Source organism: Clostridium sp., from assembly GCF_050717515.1.
GTDB lineage: Bacteria > Bacillota > Clostridia > Clostridiales > Clostridiaceae > Clostridium_AD.
Map to the genome: position 1 here is coordinate 43,904 of NZ_JBOITL010000033.1, position 22,085 is coordinate 65,988.

The 22,085-nt window shown below is 31.2% G+C and carries 18 protein-coding genes, 5 tRNA genes and 2 other annotated features; of the genes, 1 reads left to right on the plus strand and 22 read right to left on the minus strand.

The genetic code is table 11. The features are described 5' to 3' along the window. Positions 1 to 87 precede the first annotated feature (87 nt). The 11 genes from ACREV6_RS18245 to ytxC form a co-directional block, all read right to left on the minus strand. A complete protein-coding gene (locus ACREV6_RS18245) occupies positions 88 to 1,722 on the minus strand; it encodes a S41 family peptidase (RefSeq protein ID WP_431579474.1) in 1,635 nt (544 codons plus the stop codon). 373 nt (positions 1,723 to 2,095) lie between these two features. After that, entirely contained in the window at positions 2,096 to 2,695 is a 600-nt protein-coding gene (locus ACREV6_RS18250; protein WP_431579475.1) for a cell division protein ZapA, read from the minus strand. A gap of 158 nt (positions 2,696 to 2,853) precedes the next feature. Further along, complete coding sequence (gene pheT, locus ACREV6_RS18255) at positions 2,854 to 5,232, minus strand: phenylalanine--tRNA ligase subunit beta (protein ID WP_431579476.1); 2,379 nt, start codon at positions 5,230 to 5,232, stop codon at positions 2,854 to 2,856. Between the two features lie 90 nt (positions 5,233 to 5,322). Next, a complete protein-coding gene (gene pheS / locus ACREV6_RS18260; RefSeq protein WP_431579477.1) occupies positions 5,323 to 6,342 on the minus strand; it encodes a phenylalanine--tRNA ligase subunit alpha in 1,020 nt (339 codons plus the stop codon). 75 nt (positions 6,343 to 6,417) lie between these two features. Then, positions 6,418 to 6,632: a binding site (T-box leader), on the minus strand. 62 nt (positions 6,633 to 6,694) lie between these two features. Next, positions 6,695 to 7,480, minus strand: a complete 786-nt coding sequence (locus ACREV6_RS18265; RefSeq protein ID WP_431579478.1) for a TrmH family RNA methyltransferase — start codon at positions 7,478 to 7,480, stop codon at positions 6,695 to 6,697. Positions 7,481 to 7,492: 12 nt separating this feature from the next. Further along, a complete protein-coding gene (locus ACREV6_RS18270) occupies positions 7,493 to 8,152 on the minus strand; it encodes a potassium channel family protein (protein ID WP_431579479.1) in 660 nt (219 codons plus the stop codon). An 11-nt stretch (positions 8,153 to 8,163) separates the two neighbouring features. After that, positions 8,164 to 9,528: a TrkH family potassium uptake protein gene (locus tag ACREV6_RS18275; RefSeq protein ID WP_431579480.1), complete on the minus strand. Its 1,365-nt coding sequence runs from the start codon at positions 9,526 to 9,528 to the stop codon at positions 8,164 to 8,166. Between the two features lie 120 nt (positions 9,529 to 9,648). Further along, on the minus strand, positions 9,649 to 10,008 hold the full coding sequence (gene rplT, locus ACREV6_RS18280) for a 50S ribosomal protein L20 (protein ID WP_431579481.1): 360 nt from the start codon (positions 10,006 to 10,008) through the stop codon (positions 9,649 to 9,651). A gap of 27 nt (positions 10,009 to 10,035) precedes the next feature. After that, positions 10,036 to 10,233 carry a 50S ribosomal protein L35 gene (gene rpmI, locus ACREV6_RS18285; protein WP_125004334.1) on the minus strand — a complete coding sequence of 66 codons (198 nt, stop codon included), beginning with the start codon at positions 10,231 to 10,233 and terminating at the stop codon, positions 10,036 to 10,038. Between the two features lie 20 nt (positions 10,234 to 10,253). Further along, a complete protein-coding gene (gene infC, locus ACREV6_RS18290; RefSeq protein ID WP_431579482.1) occupies positions 10,254 to 10,781 on the minus strand; it encodes a translation initiation factor IF-3 in 528 nt (175 codons plus the stop codon). Between the two features lie 34 nt (positions 10,782 to 10,815). Continuing rightward, positions 10,816 to 10,926, minus strand: a sequence feature (ribosomal protein L20 leader region). 161 nt (positions 10,927 to 11,087) lie between these two features. Beyond that, positions 11,088 to 11,987 carry a putative sporulation protein YtxC gene (ytxC, locus tag ACREV6_RS18295; RefSeq protein WP_431579483.1) on the minus strand — a complete coding sequence of 300 codons (900 nt, stop codon included), beginning with the start codon at positions 11,985 to 11,987 and terminating at the stop codon, positions 11,088 to 11,090. A gap of 156 nt (positions 11,988 to 12,143) precedes the next feature. On the opposite strand from ytxC, the gene ACREV6_RS18300 reads away from it, so the two are divergent. Further along, entirely contained in the window at positions 12,144 to 12,839 is a 696-nt protein-coding gene (locus ACREV6_RS18300) for a DUF6873 family GME fold protein (RefSeq protein WP_431579484.1), read from the plus strand. Between the two features lie 230 nt (positions 12,840 to 13,069). On the opposite strand, the gene ACREV6_RS18305 is transcribed toward ACREV6_RS18300, so the two are convergent. The 11 genes from ACREV6_RS18305 to ACREV6_RS18355 form a co-directional block, all read right to left on the minus strand. Beyond that, positions 13,070 to 13,144, minus strand: a tRNA-Cys gene (locus ACREV6_RS18305). 17 nt (positions 13,145 to 13,161) lie between these two features. Next, positions 13,162 to 13,236: transfer RNA gene (locus ACREV6_RS18310), tRNA-Gly, on the minus strand. Between the two features lie 5 nt (positions 13,237 to 13,241). Further along, a tRNA-Phe gene (locus ACREV6_RS18315) sits at positions 13,242 to 13,317 on the minus strand. Between the two features lie 32 nt (positions 13,318 to 13,349). Continuing rightward, positions 13,350 to 13,426: transfer RNA gene (locus tag ACREV6_RS18320), tRNA-Asp, on the minus strand. A gap of 5 nt (positions 13,427 to 13,431) precedes the next feature. After that, a tRNA-Val gene (locus ACREV6_RS18325) sits at positions 13,432 to 13,507 on the minus strand. A 333-nt stretch (positions 13,508 to 13,840) separates the two neighbouring features. Next, positions 13,841 to 14,722, minus strand: coding sequence for an Hsp33 family molecular chaperone HslO (gene hslO / locus ACREV6_RS18330; protein WP_431579485.1), 882 nt, complete (start codon positions 14,720 to 14,722; stop codon positions 13,841 to 13,843). A gap of 16 nt (positions 14,723 to 14,738) precedes the next feature. Beyond that, positions 14,739 to 15,485, minus strand: a complete 747-nt coding sequence (locus ACREV6_RS18335) for a class I SAM-dependent DNA methyltransferase (protein WP_431579486.1) — start codon at positions 15,483 to 15,485, stop codon at positions 14,739 to 14,741. Between the two features lie 123 nt (positions 15,486 to 15,608). Then, positions 15,609 to 15,848: an alpha/beta-type small acid-soluble spore protein gene (locus tag ACREV6_RS18340; protein WP_431579487.1), complete on the minus strand. Its 240-nt coding sequence runs from the start codon at positions 15,846 to 15,848 to the stop codon at positions 15,609 to 15,611. A 119-nt stretch (positions 15,849 to 15,967) separates the two neighbouring features. Then, positions 15,968 to 17,662 (minus strand): peptide ABC transporter substrate-binding protein, encoded by a 1,695-nt coding sequence (locus ACREV6_RS18345; protein ID WP_431579488.1) that lies wholly within the window; start codon positions 17,660 to 17,662, stop codon positions 15,968 to 15,970. A gap of 441 nt (positions 17,663 to 18,103) precedes the next feature. Then, positions 18,104 to 19,801 (minus strand): peptide ABC transporter substrate-binding protein, encoded by a 1,698-nt coding sequence (locus ACREV6_RS18350; RefSeq protein ID WP_431579489.1) that lies wholly within the window; start codon positions 19,799 to 19,801, stop codon positions 18,104 to 18,106. Positions 19,802 to 20,218: 417 nt separating this feature from the next. After that, the gene (locus ACREV6_RS18355) at positions 20,219 to 21,916 is read right to left on the minus strand and encodes a peptide ABC transporter substrate-binding protein (protein ID WP_431579490.1); all 1,698 of its coding nucleotides are present in this window, start codon (positions 21,914 to 21,916) and stop codon (positions 20,219 to 20,221) included. Between the last annotated feature and the right edge of the window lie 169 nt (positions 21,917 to 22,085).

Consider the following 22,085-nt stretch of genomic DNA (forward strand, 5'->3'; position numbering starts at 1 on the left):
GAGTCTTTCTTTATATTAGTGTTTATTTTTCATTTTTTATTTTTAAAATATTAAACCTTACATGAACTTTAAAAATAACCTGCTACGTTAAGGTACTATATATTTAATTACAGTGCCTTGCACAATTTTTTTCCCCTTTGTATCACATACACTATCATTGACTACTAAATAATAAGTCCGTCCTTTTTCTAATTGTTCTACAGGGGTTACTATTACTGTATTATTATTGATATCTAATTTTACCGGAATTCTTTTTCCGGTAGTCTCAGCCATAAGCTCAATGCCTTGTGACTTTATACTGTCCTTATCTATAGGCATATTGAAATTTATGGTAAAATGTTTATCCACATTTATGTCTTTTTTTAGGTCAGTTAATACTTTGTAATTAGAAAAACCTTGAAGAATATTGTTGCTTAATTCCTCTTTAGTTGTTTTTTTCCAACCAACATTAGTTCCCCGGTAAACGTTACTTAGTGAATTTTTACTTAGTATATAAGTAAATGTAGTCCAATAATCTTCACTCCTAGCCATTGTAAGGTCAATATAATACTCTTTGCCATCTATGTCAATTCTCATATATCCGCTTTTGTCTTTTGGCACACTTGTACTACTTAGAAGTAAATTTGCTACCTTCATTGAATCAACTCCATCAGCCTTTACTTCAAAATCTGGAGATACTCCAGTCTTATGAATTATATTACCATAAGGAGAATAAAATTTTTCCACAGTAAGCTTAAGGACGCTACCATCAGACAATGGAAATAGTTGCTGAGCGACTCCTTTTCCATAGGTTGTTGTACCAACAAACATAGCCTTATCATAATCCTTAATAGCAGCTGCCAATATCTCCGATGAGCTTGCAGAATATTGATTTATCAAAAAAATTACTGGCTTGTCTATAAGCTTTTTATGAGCTACTGCATTAAATTTATATTTTACTAACTCTTTATCTTCTATAATAATTGCGGGAGTACCTCCAATAAAATGACCTGCTATATCTAGCGCTGTACCCATATACCCCCCACCATTATACCTGAGGTCTATAATATAGCTGCTCGCCCCCAGCTCACTCATTTTATTTACGGCTGCAGAAAACAACTCACTTGTATCCTGTCCAAAAGACACAATAGATATATATGCTACCTTGCCTACTAGCATTTCACTCCTTACAGTTGGTGACTTTATTTCTCTGCGCTGAATATTAAAATTTAGTACTGACTTGCCTCTTTGCACTACTATCTTCACATAAGTCCCTGTTTCACCCTTTATATATTTTATCGCTTCCTCAGCAGATGTAATTCCAACTAAATTGTTGTTATCTGCTTGTACAATAATATCTCCCGCCACAAGTCCCACCTCTACCGCTGGGGAATTATCAATAACCCTAGACACCCGTATTCCTGCTGGTACCATATCAATTCCAATACCTATTCCACTAAATGTATTGTTTATGCTACCCACAAATTCCGTATACTCTTTTTTTGTAAAATAATCAGAATACGGATCATCAAGTCTCTTCACCATTTCAGTTAAATCCGGTGCATTTAATACGTAATCCGACACCGTGGTTACATAATTATTTTTTAAAATTTCTTTACCTTCTTGAAGTATGGTAGTTTGAGCTAGTACTTTTGAATATATGGGATTTAGAAATAATATTATTAAAAATATGCCTAATACCTTTTGAAACTTTTTGATATTTATAAATGATTGCTTTTTCATAACCTATCTCCTATCAACTAATGATTTTTACCTTTGTTTACATTCCTCTTTAATACCTTGTCCTTTGATAATTAATTGTATTTATAATCCAATAAATAGTTATAAATATATAATACTACAATTAATTACAGGTCGTAAATGTAAATTCGAAAAATATATTGTAATTATTGAAACAAAGTGGATAATTAAAAAAAAGAACTATTTCTAGTTCTTTTTAATATATGACTTTTATATAATTTTGTGATTACAAAATTTCCGCTAAAAATTCTTTTGTTCGTTGATTGGTAGGGTTATTAAAAACTTCCTCAGGTGTTCCATCTTCAACAATATATCCATTGTCCATAAATAACATTACATATTTTATGAAATAAATTTATTCTTTGTCCCTAGTTAAAAGAGGATTACTAATTTTTCTTTGTTTTGCTAAAGTAATTTGGTATTCTATCAATTTGTTTTGCAAATCAATTATTTTATACTTAGAAGATTGGAGCTTAAATCTCATGTCCTTATTCTCCACTTTTATTTTTCTATTTTCTTCAATACAAACTTTCGTAGACTCTTTCATTGCTTCTAATTCTTGCCCAACTCTTATATTTTCTTGCTCTAATGTTTTTACATACTCACCATTTTCTATATTTTTAAATTTATTGTGCAATTCCTCATTATATGCTTCCATATGATTTAACTGTTTTTTAAAATCTTCTAATTGTGCAATAGATTCTTTATCATGCTTTTCTAAAGATTCACTTTTAATTGAAAGTTCCTTGCAAAGTGAATGACTTTTAAACATATCATCGCCTAAGTTTAAAGCAGTTAAAATTGCTGCTGAAGAAGTGCTAAGCTTTTCATTGTTACCCATTATGCTCTTTATTTTCTTATCAACATAGCTAGCTACCATATGTAAATATTCTTCTCGCTCGTCACCTTTTAAATTATATTCATTACCGTTTATCTTTATTGTTACAACGTTCATCTAAAACACCCTCTTAGACAGATTAGTTATATCCATTGTACCACAATATATCTTTTAATAAAACCAAAAATTTCAAATTAATTCACAGAATATTTCTTCAATATCCCTTGTAATAATAAAAACTCTCTTATTTCTAAGAGAGTTTTTATTTAAGATTATTATCTAAGCTGTGCACCTAATTTATGTTCTAAAGTTCTTAATATTTTTTCGTGCACTTTGTTTACTTCTTCATCAGTTAAAGTCTTATCAACACGTCTATATATTATAGCATAGGCTATGCTTTTTTTACCTTCAGCTATTTGTTTGCCTTTATAAACATCAAATAACTTAGTACTTTCCAAAATATTTCCACCTTGCTTTACAATTATATCTTCAATGTCTTGAACTAGAACTTCAGCGTCCACTATAAGTGCAATATCTCTTGTTACAGCAGGGAATTTTGGTAGTGCATTATATTTCTTATTTAAGTCAGCATATTTATATAGCATATCTAAGTTTAATTCTGCTATATAGCACCTTTGTTCCACTTCGTAGTTCTCTGAAACGCTAGGATGGATTTCTCCAACCACGCCTACAAGTTCTCTCTTTACATATAAATTTGAAGTTTTTCCAGGGTGATAAGTTGGATTCTCACTTTCTCTTTTAAATGAGGTATTTTTTAATCCCAAACTATCTATTACATTTTCCACTACACCTTTTAAATCTAAATAATCAACATTCCCATACATTCCTATAGTTAATATGTTTCTTTCTTCTGGAAGCTTATCTGAATCCTCATTTGGTATATACACTTTGCCTATTTCAAATAATCTAGCTTCTTCATTATTTCTTGAGTAATTACGACCTAAACATTCCATCATAGATGCTATAGTTGTAGTTCTCATTATACTATAATCTTCTCCTAGAGGATTTTTTATAGTAACCACGTTTCTAAGCTTACTATCTTCTGGCACTAAAATTTTATTAAAAATTTTAGGACTTACAAAAGAATAGCTTATAGATTGATTAAGCGCACTGGAAGTTAAAGAAAGCACTACTTTATCTTCTAATTTTTGCTTTTCACTTTTTCCACTTTTTGAAGTGGCACAATTCGGAAGCGAAGATGGTATATTGTCATAACCATATATTCTAGCTATTTCTTCGGCGATGTCTTCTCTGATATTAATATCAGCTCTATTTGTAGGCACTTTTATAATTAAATAATCACCTTTTATTTCTGTAGCTAGTTCTAATCTATCCAAATATGTTTTCATATCACGCTTGGATATATCAGTTCCTAAAAAACTATTAATCCAAGTTGCATCCACTTCTAAAGTATGAGGTTTTAGAATTTTCGGATATACATCTATACATCCTTCCATTATTTCACCTGCACCTAATTCTTGTATTAAATTACAAGCCCTATCCATAGCCATTTGGACCATATTAGGATCTAAATCTTTTTCAAATTTTGAAGATGCATCAGTTCTTAGTGATAATTTTTTAGAAGCAAGTCTAATATTTACCCCATCAAAGTTCGCACTCTCAAATATTATGCTTGTGCTATCTCCTTTAATTTCGGAATTTAAACCTCCCATTATGCCTGCAAGACCTATAGTTCTATCTCCATCTTTTATATTTAAAATACTTTCATCTAATTCTCTTTCTACTTCGTCCAAGGTAATAAATTTTTCGTTAGGATTAGCTCTTTCAATTACTATATTATTAGTAGTAATTTGCCTAGCATCAAAAGCATGCATAGGTTGCCCAAGCTCTACCATAACAAAGTTTGTAATATCCACTATGTTATTTATCGGTCTAATTTCTGCCTCTATTAGTCTTTCTTGCATCCATTGTGGAGAAGGCTCTATTTTAACATTTTTTATACCTTTTAACATGTACCTTCTGCAAAGTTCATCTTTAATATTAACCTTATAAATATCTTCCACATTGTCAGATGCGGTAGCTTTATAATCAAGGGCTGGCTTTCTATATTCTATACCTAAAGTCGCAGCTGCTTCTCTAGCTATGCCTAGAATACTTAAGCAATCTGGTCTATTTGAAGTTATTTCAAAGTCTATTAATACACTTTGAAGCTTTAAAACTTCTTTTATATCTTTTCCAATAGGAGTATCCCCTGGAAGTATCATTAACCCATGAACAGGTTCATCCCCAGCAATTCCCAGTTCTTCCTCAGAACAGAACATACCATTTGAAACTATACCACGAAGCTTACCTTTTTTTATTTTTAATCCTCCATGCAAACTTGATCCATGAAGTGCTACTGGTATAATATCCTGCTGCTTCATATTAGTAGCTGCTGTAACAATTTGTATTGGCTCTGAAAGTCCTATATTTACTTGACATACAACCAACGCGTCAGCATCTGGATGTTTCACTATTTCTATTATTTTTCCTGTTACAACATTTTCAATTTCAGCACCTGATATAATAATCTCTTCTACTTTTGAACCAGACATAGTTAGTTTATCGGAAAGCTCCTTTGGTGAAATATCTATATCAACATAATCTTTAAGCCATTTAACTGGTACTTTCATTTTATATCCTCCTAGCATTGTTTTTTACTAAACAATTATCAACGGTTTAGCTTCTTGTATTATTATAAGTAGTAATTATAAATTTACATTTTAGAATTGTTTTAAAAATCTCATATCACTTTCATAAAGTGCTCTAATATCATCTATTCCGTATTTTAACATTGTAATTCTATCAAGACCAAATCCGAAAGCAAACCCACTATAAACTTCTGGATCAATTCCACAATTCCTTAATACGTCAGGATGAACCATTCCACAACCTAAAAGTTCTATCCAGCCGCTACCACCGCAGACCTTGCAGCCTTTACCATTACAAACAAAACAAGTAGCATCCATCTCAGCGGATGGTTCTGTAAACGGAAAATGATGTGGTCTAAACTTCATTTCCATTTTATCCCCAAACATTTTTTTGGTAAATAATTCAAGGGTTCCCTTTAAATCTGCAAAAGTAATGCCCTTATCTACTATTAACCCTTCAATTTGATAAAATATTGGTGAATGAGTAGCATCTACTGCATCTGATCTATAAACTTTACCAGGTGAAATCATTTTTATAGGTGGTTTCTGAACTTCCATAGTTCGTATTTGTACTGGCGAGGTTTGAGTTCTTAAAACTATACTATCATTTATATAAAAGGTATCTTGTTCACCTCTTGCTGGATGATTTTTAGGTATGTTTAAAGCTTCGAAATTATAATAATCTCTCTCTACTTCAGGACCCTCTTCAATAGCGAATCCCATAGATAAAAATATATCATTAACTTTTTCAAGTGTTAAATCTAATGGATGTCTTTTCCCTACTGTTTGTTTTTTCCCCGGCAATGATATATCTATAATTTCACTTTTTAGCTTTGTTTCCACCTCATGTTTTTTTAATAAACCTGAGGCTTTAGCTATGAGTGTTTCTATGTCCTCTCGAACTTCATTTGCTAATTTACCAACAATTGGTCTTTCTTCATTTGATAACTTTCCCATGCCCCTTAATATTTGTGTTAATTCACCTTTTTTACCTAAATATTTAACTCTAATATTTTCTAAATCTGTTTTAATATTCGTTTCATTTAGTTCTTGCAGTGCTGCTGCTTTTATGGCTTCTAACTTTTCCTTCATAATCAACACTCCTTTCATATTTATGCAATTTTTACATTTAATAATTCTTTATAAAACAAAAAAAACCGTCCACAATGAAGGGACGGAAAATCCGCGGTACCACCCTAATTGACTTAAATAAAAGTCCTCTTAGATAAAGTTATCGATTTTACCCGCTAGCAGCTACTTTGTTTCGCTGTTAGAACTCTAGAGCGAACTTCGATATAAAAATTTGCTTTAGAAGCTCTCAGTCTAAGGCTTCTTATCCCTGTAAGTATTCTTATATTTACTCTCTCCGTCATAGTTTATTATTTAAAAGTATACAAAACATTATAACCACAATTACAAAAAAATTCAACTATAAATTTTAAAATCATATATTATTTTTTTGCCTTACCACTTCGTACATCATAATTGATGCAGCCACCGCTACATTTAAAGATTCCGCACCACCAGGCATAGGAATTTTGATTTTTAAATCACATAGTTCATAAACTTCGTCGCTTATTCCATTGCCTTCATTTCCAACTGATATAATAATTTTTTCTTTTAAATCTATCTCATAAAAATTTTTATCACAATCTAATGAACTAGCAACTAGTTTAAATCCACTATTTCTAAGTTTTTGAACCAATGATAAATCATTATCATAAAGAACAGGTATTTTAAAAATAGAACCCATGGTTGCTCTTAAAGTTTTCTCATTATAAATATCCACAGTACCTTTTGTAATTATAACTCCTAATGCTCCTGCCGCATGAGCTGTTCTAATTATAGTTCCCATATTACCAGGATCTTGAATTTTATCAGCAAGAACATAGAACCCCTGATCATACTTAATCTCTACAGGCTTATTTCGAACAACGGCCATAATACCTTGTGGATTCTCCGTGTCGCAAATACTTTTAAACAAACTGTCACTAATGCCATAAACTTTAGTATTGCACTGTAGCTTGTTTTTCAAAGAAGAGTTTTCATATTTCAGCTCGCCCCTTGAACTTATAAAAATATTTACCACTTCAAAATCGGAATCTATTGCTTCCTGCGTAAATCTAAAACCCTCAACTAAAAACATATTACTGCTTATTCTATATTTTTTTTCTTTTAATTTTTTAATATCTTTAATCAATAAATTATCTTTACTCTGAATATATTCCAAACTTAATACCCCTTATTTAACTAGACTTTCTAATTTATTTAATTCTTCAATACTGCCTATAGCCACAATAATATCGCCCGGTTCAACAATGTTATCCGCAGACGGCGAAACATCAATGTCATTGTTTCTTTTTATAGCCATTACATTTATACCATATTGAGCTCTTATATTTAATTCTCTTAAGGTTTTATTATGCCATTCTTCTGGACTCACAACTTCCGCTATACTATAATCCGGTGATAACTCTATATAATCTAATATGTTTGATGACACTAAATTATGAGCAACTCGTACACCCATATCTCGTTCTGGAAAAACTACTCTATTTGCACCTATTTTATATAATACTTTAGCATGCAAGGCATTAGTTGCTTTTGTAATTACATATTTTACTCCCAGTTCCTTAACTAAAAGTGTTGCCAAAATGCTAGACTGGATATTAGTACCTATACTAATAACTGCGCAATCAAAATTACGAATACCAAGGGCTCTTAAGCTATTTTCATCATTTGCATCAACTTGAACTGCATGAGTCACTTTATCTGAAATGTTTTGAACTACATCCTCATCGAAATCAACCGCTAACACATCATTTCCTAGTGAATATAGTGTTTCAGCAACGGAGGTTCCAAATCTTCCAAGGCCTATAACAATAAACTGTCTTTTGCTCATCAACTCCACCCCTATCCAATTAAAATTTTATCTTCTGGATACCTTATAGTTCCAGATTTAGCATTTTTACTTTTAGCTAATGCCAATATTATAGTAAGTAGTCCTACCCTCCCAGCATACATTGTAAGACTTATTACTATCTTTCCTACAAATGTTAATTTTGTAGTTAACCCTAAGGTTAACCCAACTGTAGCAAATGCTGAAGTAGCCTCATATAAAAAGTACTCAAAAGGAATACCCTGCTGCTCCGTAATAGATAATATCATGGTAACTATTATAACAAGCGTTAAGGAAAGAATAGTTATTACAAAAGATTTATACACCATTTCCTTATTTATGCGTTTTTGAAATATTTCAGTCTCTTCACGTCCACGAACCACAGACACTACAGTCATAAAAAGCACTACCGCAGTAGCTGTTTTTATTCCACCAGCTGTGGAACCAGGAGATCCACCAATAAACATTAGAATTATTGTTAAAAACTTTCCTGCCATAGTCATTTTATCTAATGGAATAGAATTAAACCCAGCCGTTCTTGGAGAAACTGATGCAAAAATTGAAGATAGAAATTTGCCCTTTATAGACATTCCTTGCATGGTGGAAGAATTGTTCATTTCAAAAATATACATAAGTATTGCCCCTCCAACAATTAACACTAGGGTGGTATAAATAACTACTCTAGAATGCAAAGACAATCTTTTAATTCCCTTACAATTATAGATTTCTACCCAAACATAAAATCCTAACCCACCTATTGCGATTAATGCTGCGATTGTCAATATTATTACAGAATTATTGGCATAAGCCGTAACACTACTGAAATTACCCATCAAATCAAAACCAGCATTGCAGAAAGCAGAAACCGCATGGAATATACTATAATAAATTCCTTTCAAAATTCCAAATTGAGGAATAAATTGTGTTGAGAATAATACTGCACCTATTCCCTCAACAGAAAATGTAAATATCAATACGTATTTAACCATTTTAACTAATCCTTGCAAGGAATTAACATTCATAGCTTCCTGCATAACTAGTCTTTCTTTTAATGTTATTCTTTTACCTAAAAGAAAAAAAACTAATGTGGCAACAGACATAAATCCAAGACCACCTATTTCTATAAGTAACATTATTACTGTTTTTCCAAAATACGTCCAATACGTTCCCGTATCTACAGTTACTAGTCCTGTAACACACACAGCAGAAGTAGACGTAAATATACAATCTATAAAGGGTGTAATTTTACCACTCTGAGAGGATATAGGAAGACTAAGTAATATTGCACCTATGAATATTACCACAGCAAACCCTAATGCAAGTATTTGAACAGGAGTATATATATTTTTCCTTTTAATAGCCTTAATACCAGATTCCACTTTAACCACCTCTAAATTTTACCATTGATGTCATATTACTATATTATAGCATTCAAAATATATTTGTCAAAATGCAATAAAAAATGTAGCCTAAAGGCTACATTTATAAATAAATAATTTCTAAGCTTGTAATTGTTTTTTTGCAACTTCTACTAATTCAGCAAAAGCTTTTGGATCATTTATAGCAATTTCAGAAAGCATTTTTCTGTTAATATCTATGCCTGCAAGTTTCATTCCATTCATAAATCTTGAATATGAAAGGTCACTAAGTCTTGAAGCCGCATTGATTCTAGCAATCCAAAGTTTTCTAAAATCTCTTTTCTTTAATCTTCTTCCAATATAAGCATTTCTTAATGCTCTTATTACTGATTCATTAGCTGTTTTAAACAACTTGCTTTTTCCACCATAGTATCCTTTTGCAAGTTTTAATACTTTTTTATGGTTTTTACGAGCGTTAACTGCCCTCTTTATTCTTGCCATTTAATATTCCTCCTAATCACCATTCAATTATAAGTATGGTAACAATTTTCTCATTGCTTTCAGTTGAGTTGTTGAAACAAACGCAGTTTTTCTAAGGTTTCTTTTTGTTTTTGAGCTTTTATGTGTTAATAGATGACTTTTAAAAGCTTTAGCTCTTTTTAACTTTCCTGTACCTGTCTTCTTAAATCTTTTTGCTGCGCCTCTATGTGTCTTCATTTTAGGCATAATAAAATTCCTCCTCTCGGTTATGCTCTTTTAGGAGCTAAAATCATTATCATATTTCTTCCTTCTTGCCTGGCTGCTTTTTCAACAATATAAACATCACCGATTTTTTCTACAAAAGAGCTTAGTATCTTATATCCCACTTTTGTATTTTCAATTTGTCTTCCTTTAAATCTAATGGTTATTTTTACTTTATCTTCATCCAACAAAAATCTTTTAGCATTGCTAGCCTTGATTGCAATATCATGGTCTTCTATTGTAGCATTTAATCGTATTTCCTTAAGATTTACAACTTTTTGCTTCTTCTTGGCTTCTTTTTCTTTTTTTTGTTGTTCATAGATAAACTTACCAAAATCCATTATTCTACATACTGGTGGTTTCGCAGTAGGAGACATCATAACTAAATCCATGTCTTTTTCTTCTGCTAGCTTTAAGGCATCTTTAGTATTCAAAATACCTAATGCAGAACCATCAGCTCCTATAACTCTTATTTCTATGTGTCTTATTTCCTCATTCATCATGAAATCTTTGTTTTTACTAATAACTTTCACCTCCTAGGTGCATTTAGAAAATTTTATAATATTAAAATAATAAAAAGGACAGCAAATGCCGTCCTTAATAGTAACAAATTTAAATTACTAATTAACCTAACTAGCATTACTGTTAGGTGAGAAACGGCTGTTTCTTCTTGTGAAACACAATTCTATTATATTAAAATATTTTTTTATATTTTCATTCACAACAATTACAACTATACTATTTATATCTTTGCTTGTCAATACTTTTTTTGTTTTTATTTTAAACATATGAATATATAAATATTTTTGACTTCTAATTCTTTTTAAATACCTTAATTGTCATATGGTTATACCTTTTTTTATCTTTTCACATGCAGCGCACTTATCACAATAATAAACCTTATCTATAAAGACCTTACTTATAGTTTGTAATAATTCTTTATTTCTACAATTCTGTGCACAGTGTATAATTACTTTTTTAGGGGCACTAGTTATCATAGTGCTAATTATAAGTTCTTCTGTATTTTCCTTTAAATCAAATTTAACTTTTGGTAGTTCTATTAACATATCTCCAGCTAAATCATTTCCTTCTTCATCCTTTAAATAGTAATCTCCATTTTTTTCAATTAGAATATTAACCTCGTCTACCTTACTTTCTTGAATTTCAACAAAATATTTAAGTAACTTTATAAACTCATTATATTCTTTTTCTACCATATATTCTTCTACAACTTTATCAACCATGCACTCTAAATCATTCTTTAGCGCCTTTGTCCTAAAAGTCAAAAATCCACTTATATTAATTTCATTATTTTCTTCTATGCATTTAGTTATTTTATCCATAATACTATTTTTTCTATTTATACAATATACCGCACTAGGACCAGATATAGCCCCCTCACTAAGCAATGCCTCTTGTATCCTAGGTTTAACCTGTTTTATTTCATCATATCGCAGAAAAAAATAAGTTTCAGCTAGAAAATTATTCATTTCTTTTTTACAAAATTCCATTATTACTATTTTATATAACATATTAGCAATATTTAAATTAAATGCTTTTACACTGCTATCGCTTAAGTTATCATCAGTACAAAAGAATTTTATGAAGTGAGTGTCTTCTATTATACTCTCCGCTATACCTAAAATCATTTTTTTATGTTCAAAACAGTTTTTAATATCTTTAATTTCATCAATAATGCATTCCATACTGCTATTATATACAACAGTTAATAAAAGCATTTCGCACGCTCCTTTCTCATAAGATAGTATGTGTGTAAAATTAATGGATATGCAAAATACATTAAACAATTATCGACATATTGCAATTTACAATAGCTTTGTGTTATAAAGTAAACTATAGTAATAAAAATATGTATATGAGATAAGAGGTTCAAAATGAAAAACATTATTGTTGATTTTAGAATTCATAAAGAAGAAAGTGAATATTTAATTTCTAGAGGGTATAACTTACTTATTTGCCCTCCTAGTAATCTTTTATATGATGCTGTATCTGGTCACCCAGATATGCTTATGCATATTTTGGGTCACAGTATTATGGTGCATAAAGATATGGATAATAAATTTATACGGGAGTTAGATTTACTAAATTACAAAGTTTATAAATCAAATTCAACCCTGCAAATTAAATACCCTTATAATATATCTCTCAATGCATTGTGCATAGGAAATCTTTTTGTTCACTCTACTAATTATACTGATACTAATCTTTTATCACTTTTTAAAAGCAAAAAAATAATAAATGTAAAGCAAGGTTATACAAAATGCTCTACTTGCATAGTAAATAATCATGCGATCATTACTAGTGATGTTTCTATTGCCAAAGCTTTGAGCTTCGAGAAAATAGATGTTTTATTAGTACCTCCTGGAGATATTCTCCTTCCAGGACTTAACTACGGTTTTGTGGGTGGTGCAACCGGCCTGATTGAAGATAACGTTTTAGCTTTTTATGGTCACTTAGATAACTATTTGTATGGAAAAGAAGTATTAAAATTTTTGAACAAACACAAGGTAGAACCTGCGTTTTTAAGAAATGGGAAACTAGTTGATAGAGGTAGTATTTTTAGAATTTAGGAAGTTTTTTTCTATAAGATGATCTAACTAAAAATATATGTTGCTGGAATGCTTTCACTGCGCCAAGCATTTCTAATCTCCTTGTTATTGATTTCAATTTCATAAATATCATCTCCATCCTAATTCATTATTAAATTTATATGATGGAATAGCTAACTTTATGATTATAAAGTAAAAAAGCAGTTTAAATACTGAAATATCAGTACTTAAACTACTTTTTTTTACTACTTTGGAGGCGCCACCCGGATTTGAACCGGGGAATAAAGGTTTTGCAGACCTTGACCTTACCGCTTGGCTATAGCGCCATTAGTTGAAATTAAATTGGAGCGGAAGACGAGATTCGAACTCGCGACGTTCACCTTGGCAAGGTGACGCTCTACCACTGAGCCACTCCCGCAACATTGGTGGCTAGACCAGGAATCGAACCAGGGACACGAGGATTTTCAGTCCTCTGCTCTACCGACTGAGCTATCCAGCCTTATTAATTTTTTCAAATTTACTAAATGAAAATGGCGACCCAGAAGGGACTCGGACCCTCGACCTCCGCCGTGACAGGGCGGCACTCTAACCAACTGAGCTACTGGGCCATATGTGGTGGGAACAACAGGGTTCGAACCTGTGACCCTCTGCTTGTAAGGCAGATGCTCTCCCAGCTGAGCTATGCTCCCACATAATTTCATCAACTACTATAGTCTACATCATTTCATAAAACTTGTCAACACCTTTATGCGTTAACTTTTTTCACTTTTTTGTTTACTCTTTAGCGACTTAGTACATTACTATAGTATAAAATTTTGGTGCAATTGTCAACAAGATATATTATGACTATTCATATACATTTCTCTTATGCTCCTCAATTGTCAAATTTGCTCTGTTTTTCTATGTTTTTTAGTATATGGTAAACCACGTAGATATTACTATAAAATATAGCTTCTATTAATATAATAAAAGAAAGAAGAACAGATTTACTGTACTTCTCCTTTAAAAAACTATATTTTGATCTATGAGTTAACGCTTTTCAGCAATTCCCCAATATCTTCATGATTAAATTCATAACTTTTATTACAAAAATGACATTTAATTTCCTCTGTTTTACCATCATTATGCAATTCTTCTAAGTCCTTTTTACCTATACTTATTAATGCCCTCTCAACTCTTTCTCTACAACAATCGCATTTATATGTTGGCAAAATCTCTTCATGTATTTTAAGTTCCATGTCTTCAAATATAAATCCTAAAATTTCTTCAATAGTCATCCCTTTTTCTATGAATTCAGTTATTGATGGAATTTCTTCAAGCCTATATGTTATTATATCAGCCAAAAATTCATCTGCACCAGGCATCATTTGGATTACAAACCCTCCCGAAGCCTTAATACTCATATCTGTGTCCACTAATACTCCAAGGCCTACAGCTGACGGTGTCTGCTCTGAAACAGTAAAGTAATAAGCTAGATCATCTCCGATTTCCCCTGTAGAAATTGGTACTTGCCCTATATAGGGTTCCTTTAGTCCCATATCTCTTATAATTCTTAAATAACCATCCACACCAATGGCGCCACTTACATCAAGTTTTCCCATACTATTCGCTGGTAAATCCACATCAGGATTTCCTATATATCCTTTTACACTTGAATCTGCATGAGCGGTTACTACAACCCCTCTAGCTTTTCCTCCACCATCTATTTGCATTGTTAAACTATCACTCTGCGACTTTAGCATAGTTCCCATAAGCGTCCCAGCTGTTAGCATCCTACCTAATGCTGCCGCTGCAGTAGGTGCACATTGATGCATGTTTACTCCCTCATTTACTAAATCTGTAGTTATGGCTGCAATTATTCTAACCTGTCCGCCCTTTGCAGTAGCTCTAACCAATTTATCCATATACAAATTCCCCCTTTTATTTTTTTGACTTGCCTAGCACATAACATATTCGCTCTGTGTTTTCACTTACTGCTTTCTCTTCGTAGTTATCTAGTTTTTTTATTATTTCAAATCCAATTTCTTTTATAACACTTTCTATATATTCTTCTTTATAGGCCCTTTCTGAATGCTCCTCGTCAAACCTTCGATATACTTGTCCTTCTTTTACAAAAAAAGTTAAATTCATTTCTACTACATCATTTTCTAAGTAATTCTCCCAAATATACACTACATCATCTGAATCGTAATTATAAATATTATTACCAAGTACATTAGTAAGTTTATAATAAGAATTGATATCAAAAATAAATAAACCTTCCTGTTTTAATACATCATAAACACCAAGTAGATACTTTTTAAATTTTTCTTCTTCTAATATATAGTTACTAGAATCTAGACAGCAAGTTATAAGATTAAAGGTATTATTCAAATTCAATTCACAAATATCTTGAGATACAAATTTTGCTTTTATACCCGCTTCCCTAATTTTTTTCTCTGCCTCACACAACATTTCGCAAGATAAATCAACTGCCCATATTTGCTTGAATTTACCTGCAATTTCTATAGTAAGATTTCCTGTACCACAGGCTAAATCTAAATAGCTCTCCCTGTCAATGCCATATTCACTACAAATACATAATATATTTGCAGCCCATGTTTTATAATCAATATCAGAATTGATTAGTTCATCGTATATATGAGCAAACTCTTTATAACAATCCATTTTAACATTTCTCCTTTTTCAAAGGTTTCTCCTTTTTCAAAGATTTTTCCTTTTAAAACTATAATGATATATAATATTCTAACCTATACACCAAATATTGTCCAAAATAATTTGCTCATATTTTTAAAGATCTTCGTTTTTAGGGAGATTTTTACTCTTCTTTTTTTTTGTCATTAGTCCCCCAACTCTTCCTGTTTCTTCTGCTGTTAATCCACTCCAGCCACAGGTTTTTATCTTTTCTGTTAATCCTAGTTCTTCCGCAATTTCATATTTTAGTGTTTCCCTGAGCATTTCGTTTTTAGTTAGTTCTTTATTAGTTCTTAATTTAGCTTTTATAATTTTTTTTAAAGGTGTTTTTCCCATGATAGCCCTCCCAATTGTAATATCTTATATTTTTCACAATTTGGAGTTCTTTTATTCATAATAAAAAAAATAGTGTGGTAAATAATTATTTACCACACTATCTTTTATTTATAAACTATTTACTGTTTTCTTCCATTAGTAAATGTATATTTGTAGTCATTAGCACCAAACAATGGTGACATTACTCTGTTTAGATATTTATATTTGAATGTATTTCTCATTCTATATAAAGCCGGAGCTATAACCGCATCATCTACTAATAAAATTTGTTCTGCTTGTTTAAAAAATTCTGTTCTCTTTTCTGGATCAATTGTGTTAGCTGCTTGTTTAATTAAATCATCATACTTTGGATTTGACCAACCAGTTGCAACTATATTAGCTCCTGTAACAAACATATCAAAGAAGGTGTTTGGATCGTTATAGTCTCCGCTCCAAGCTACACCAGCCATTTGGTAGTTAAATTCATCAGTTCTCTTTTGAAATACTGGCCATTCAACATATTCTGCTTTTAAATTTACACCCAGGTTTTTCTTGTACATTTGTTGATCATATTCTGCAAATTCTCTGCTTACAGCATCAGTTCCAGCTTGCAATGCAGTAATTGTCATTTTTGCCGGATCTGGATCTGCTCCAATTTCTTTTAAACCTTCAATTAATAGCTTTTTAGCATCTGGATTTGCTTCTTTGAAGGCTTTAAGTGGTTCTATACCAACTTTAGTTCTAAAGTCCTTTCCACCTATTTGAAGCGTTGGTGGACACCATGCATATGCTGGTTGACCTAATCCTTTATATAAAATCTTTATTCTTTCTTCTCTATCCATAGCTAAGCTGAATGCTTGACGTATTTTAACATTCTTAAAATATTTATCCTTTTGATTAAAATGAACATAACTTGCTGAAGGTTCATTAGCTTTCAATACATTAAACTTACCTGTTGCATTAAATTTTTCTATCCATTCTTGCTTAGTAACTGCAGCACTGTCTATTGCACCATTATATAAGGAGTTCATTCTTGCTGCTTCTTCTTTTATAATATTAAGAGTTAGCTTTTCAAGTTTAACTGACTTTTTATCCCAATAAGTTGGATTTTTTTCGAATTCCATTTTGCTTTGATGTGCCCAATTTTTTAAAACAAAGGGTCCACAGAATACCATTGTATTTGATTCTGTACCAAATTTATCTCCTTGAGCTTTAACTATATCTTCTCTTTGAGGATACATAACTTTAAAATAAGTTAAATCCAAGAAGTATGGGCATGCTTTATCTAATGTGAATTGGAGTGTTTTTTCATCTATTGCCTTAACTCCTACTTCTTCAGCCTTAGCCTTCTTAGAGTTATATGCTTGAGCATTTTTTAAAGGAAATAAAATAAAGGCATAGGTTGAACCAACTGTTGGATTAAGAGATCTTTTAATTGCATATTCAAAATCCTTAGCTGTTACTGCTTTTCCATCCGACCATTTATAATCTCTTAAATGAAATGTCCATACAGTTTTATCTGCATTAGTTTCCCATTTTTCTGCTCCTGCAGCTTTTATAACATCCTTACCATCCTCTCCTTGCTCAATTCTAGTTAACCCTTCCATACAGTTTACTAAAACTTCTGATGAATACAAATCAGTTGCAAGGGATGGATCAAGTGATTTCGGCTCCATCTTTAAGGTACCATTAAAATATTGAAGGCTATCCATTTTAACCGCAGTAGCATCTGTAGCAGGTTTTGCAACTTCAGATTTCTTTCCGCAACCTACCAATGCAATTGAAGCAGTTAATGAAAGTGTTAGTAAAGTGGCCATTAATCTTTTTGTTTTCACGAAAAATTCCCCCTTTTCATTTGTTTAAGCTCTTAATAAGATTTTTTATTAAATCCGGACGATGGACATGTATATATTACCAATATAATTTGTATTAAATAAATTGATAATATAACCTGTTTAAGTTTACTAGCATAAAGAAAATATGTTCATTATATTCTATATATTCAATATAATGACGTTTTGTGCACTTCTTTAATTCATATCTTAATAATATACTATGCATTTTCAAAAATCAAGTTTAATTTTCTAAATTTTGCGATTATAATATATTTTTTTGTTATTTTATAGAATATTTTGAATTTTCATTGTATTCTACACCAGCAATTCAAATCAGATAAGCAGCAAACTCCATAATTCTCTTCTCTATAATATAAATAAAAAAAATAGTGCAGTAATAAATATTACCACACTATTTTTTCATTTATAATCTAACTTATACTATTTTCTTCCACTAGTAAAAGTATATTTGTAGTCATTAGTTCCAAACAATGGTGACATTACTCTGTTTAGATATTTATATCTATAAGTGTTTCTCATTTGATAGAACTGTGTAGATATTACAGCCTCATCTACTAATAATATTTGTTCCGCTTGTTTAAAGAACTCTGTTCTTTTAACTGGATCAGTAGTGTTAGACGCTTGTTTAAGTAAATCATCATACTTTGCATTTGACCAACCAGTTGCAACCATATTAGCTCCTGTAACAAACAAATCAAAGAAAGTATTTGGATCATTATAGTCTCCGGTCCAACCAACTCCAGCCATTTGATAGTCATATTCATCAGTTCTCTTTTGGAATACTGCCCATTCAACATATTCTGCTTTTATATTTACGCCTAGGTTTCTCTTTAACATATCTTGATCATATTCTGCAATTTCTCTGTCTCTAGCAGTTACCCCCGCCACTAACTTAGTTACTGCCATTTTTGCTGGATCTGGATCAGCTCCAATTTCTTTTAAACCTTCAATTAACAATGCCTTAGCATCTGGATGATCTTCTTTAAATTTTTTAAATGGCTCTATAGCAACTTTTGTTCTAAAGTCTTGTCCGTCTATTTGAAGTGTTGGTGGACACCATCCATATGCCGCTTGTCCTAATCCCCTAGTTACAATTTTCACTCTTTGTTCTCTGTCAATAGCTAAGCCGAAGGCCTGACGTATTTTAAGATTCTTAAAATATTTATCCTTTTGATTATAGTGCACATAGGCTGTTGAAGGATCATTCTTTTTCAGTACATTAAATTTGCCTGTTGCATTAAATTTCTCTATCCATTCTGCCTTAGAAACTCCAGTAGCATCTATTGCTCCACTATACAATGAGTTCATTCTTGCTGTTTCATCTTTTATAACCTTAAGAGTTAATTTATCTAGTTTAACGGAATCTTTATCCCAATAAGTTGGGTTCTTTTCCAGTTCCACCATACTTTGGTGCGCCCAATTTTTTATTACAAATGGTCCACAGAATACTAATGTATTTGCTTCTGTCCCGTATTTATCTCCACCAGCTTTAACTATATCTTCTCTTTGAGGGTACATAACTTTAAAATAGGTTAAATCCAAGAAGTATGGGCATGCTTTTTCTAATGTGAATTCCAATGTCTTGTCATCTATTGCTTTTACTCCTACTTCTTCAGCCTTAGCTTTCTTGGAATTATATGCTTGAGCATTTTTTATAGGAAATAAAATAAATGCATATTGTGAACCAACATTTGGATTAAGAGATCTTTTGATTGCATATTCAAAATCTTTAGCTGTTACTGTTTTTCCATCTGACCACTTATAATCTCTTAAATGAAATGTCCATACAGTTTTTTCTGCATTTGTTTCCCATTTTTCTGCTCCTGCAGCTTTTATAGTATCTTTACCATCTTTATCTTGCTCAATTCTAGTTAAACCTTCCATACAGTTAACTAATACTTCCGATGAATACAAATCAGTTGAACGTGATGCGTCAAGTGATTTTGGCTCCATGGCTAAAATACCATTATAAAATTGAACTTTGTCCATTTTAATTTCCCCTGCAGTAGCTTTTGTTTCAGGTGTTTTAACTACAGGTTTCTTTCCACAACCTACCAATGCAATTGAAGCAGTTAGTGAAAGTGTTAGTAGCGTAGCCATTAATCTTTTTGTTTTCACGAAAAAATCCCCCCCTTTAATATGTTTAGACTAATAACAAGATTTTATAAAATCTTGTTATTTAATTTAAATAATAAGTATATACATATTATCAATTTAATTAAAATTGATAATATAACTTATTTAACTTTAACGGCATTAAATATCTCATATTCTATATATTCTATATATTCAATATGTTCTATATATTCTATCTAATGCCATTTCTCATATTACTTAAATTCATATTCTTATAATATACCATATATTATCATAAATCAAGCTAATCTTCCTAAATATTTGAATTATAAGTTAAATTATGCTATTTATACTTCCCTAGCATTTTTATACACTTTACTTTTTCATATATCTAAAATAAAAAGATAGTGTGGTAATATATATTACTACACTATCTTTTCTTTTATAATCTAACTTTTACTATTTTCTTCCACTAGTAAAAGTATATTTGTAGTCATTAGTTCCAAATAATGGTGACATTACTTTGTTTAGATATTTATATCTATAAGTGTTTCTCATTTGATAGAACGTCGGAGCTATTACAGTATCATCTACTAATAATATTTGTTCCGCTTGTTTAAAGAACTCTGTTCTTTTAATTGGATCAGTAGAGTTAGACGCTTGTTTAATTAAATCGTCATACTTTGGATTTGACCAACCAGTTGCAACCATATTAGCTCCTGTAACAAACAAATCAAAGAAAGTATTTGGATCGTTATAGTCTCCTGTCCAGCCAACGCCGCCCATTTGATAGTCAAATTCATCAGTTCTCTTTTGGAATACTGCCCATTCAACATATTCCGCCTTTATATTTATGCCAAGTTTTTTCTTATACATATCTTGATCATATTCTGCAATTTCTCTATCTCTAGCAGTTACGCCCGCCACTAACTCAGTAACCGTCATTTTTGCTGGATCTGGATCTGCTCCAATTTCTTTTAAACCTTCAATTAACAATGCCTTAGCATCTGGATGTTCTTCTTTAAATTTCTTAAATGGCTCTACAGCAACTTTTTCTCTAAAGTCTTCCCCACCTATTTGAAGTGTTGGTGGACACCATGCATATGCTACTTGCCCTATACCTCTATTAACAACTTTCACTCTTTCTTCTCTATCAATAGCCAAACTGAAGGCTTGACGTATTTTAACATTTTTAAAATATTTATCTTTTTGGTTAAAGTGCACATAGCTTGTTGAAGGATCATTTTTTTTCAGTACATTAAATTTACCTGTTGCATTAAATTTCTCAACCCATTCTCCTTTAGAAACTCCAGTAGCATCTATTGAGCCACTAAATAGTGAGTTCATTCTTGCTGTTTCATCTTTTATAACCTTAAGCGTTAGTTTATCTAGTTTAACGGAATCTTTATCCCAATAAGTTGGATTTTTTTCCATCTCTACCATGCTTTGGTGTGCCCAATTTTTTATTACAAATGGTCCACAGAATACTAATGTATTTGCTTCTGTCCCGAATTTATCTCCACTAGCTTTTACTATATCTTCTCTTTGAGGGTACATAACTTTAAAATAAGTTAAATCCAAGAAATATGGACATGCTTTTTCTAATGTGAATTCCAATGTCTTATCATCTATTGCTTTTACTCCTACTTCTTCAGCCTTAGCTTTTTTTGAATTATATGCTTGAGCATTTTTTATAGGAAATAAAATAAATGCATATTGTGAACCAACATTTGGATTAAGAGATCTTTTGATTGCATATTCAAAATCTTTAGCTGTTACTGTTTTTCCATCTGACCACTTATAATCTCTTAAATGGAATGTCCATACAGTTTTTTCTGCATTTGTTTCCCATTTTTCTGCTCCTGCAGCTTTTATAGTATCTTTACCATCTTTATCTTGTTCGATTCTAGTTAAACCTTCCATACAGTTAACTAAAATTTCTGATGAGTACAAATCAGTTGAACGTGATGCGTCAAGTGATTTTGGCTCCATTCCTAAAATACCATTATAAAATTGAACTTTGTCCATTTTAATTTCCTCTGGAGCAGGTTTTGTTTCAGGTGCTTTAACTACCGGTTTCTTTTTACAACCTACCAATCCAATTGAAGCAGTTAGTGAAAGTGTTAGTAACATAGCCATTAATCTTTTTGTTTTCACGAAAAAACCCCCCTTTTAATATGGTTAGACTCATAATAAGATTTGATAAAATCCTGTTATTCAATTGATGATATAACTTGTTCAACTTTAATAGCATCGAATATATCATATTCTATATATATATATATATATATACAATATATATTCTATATATTGTATATAATGCCAT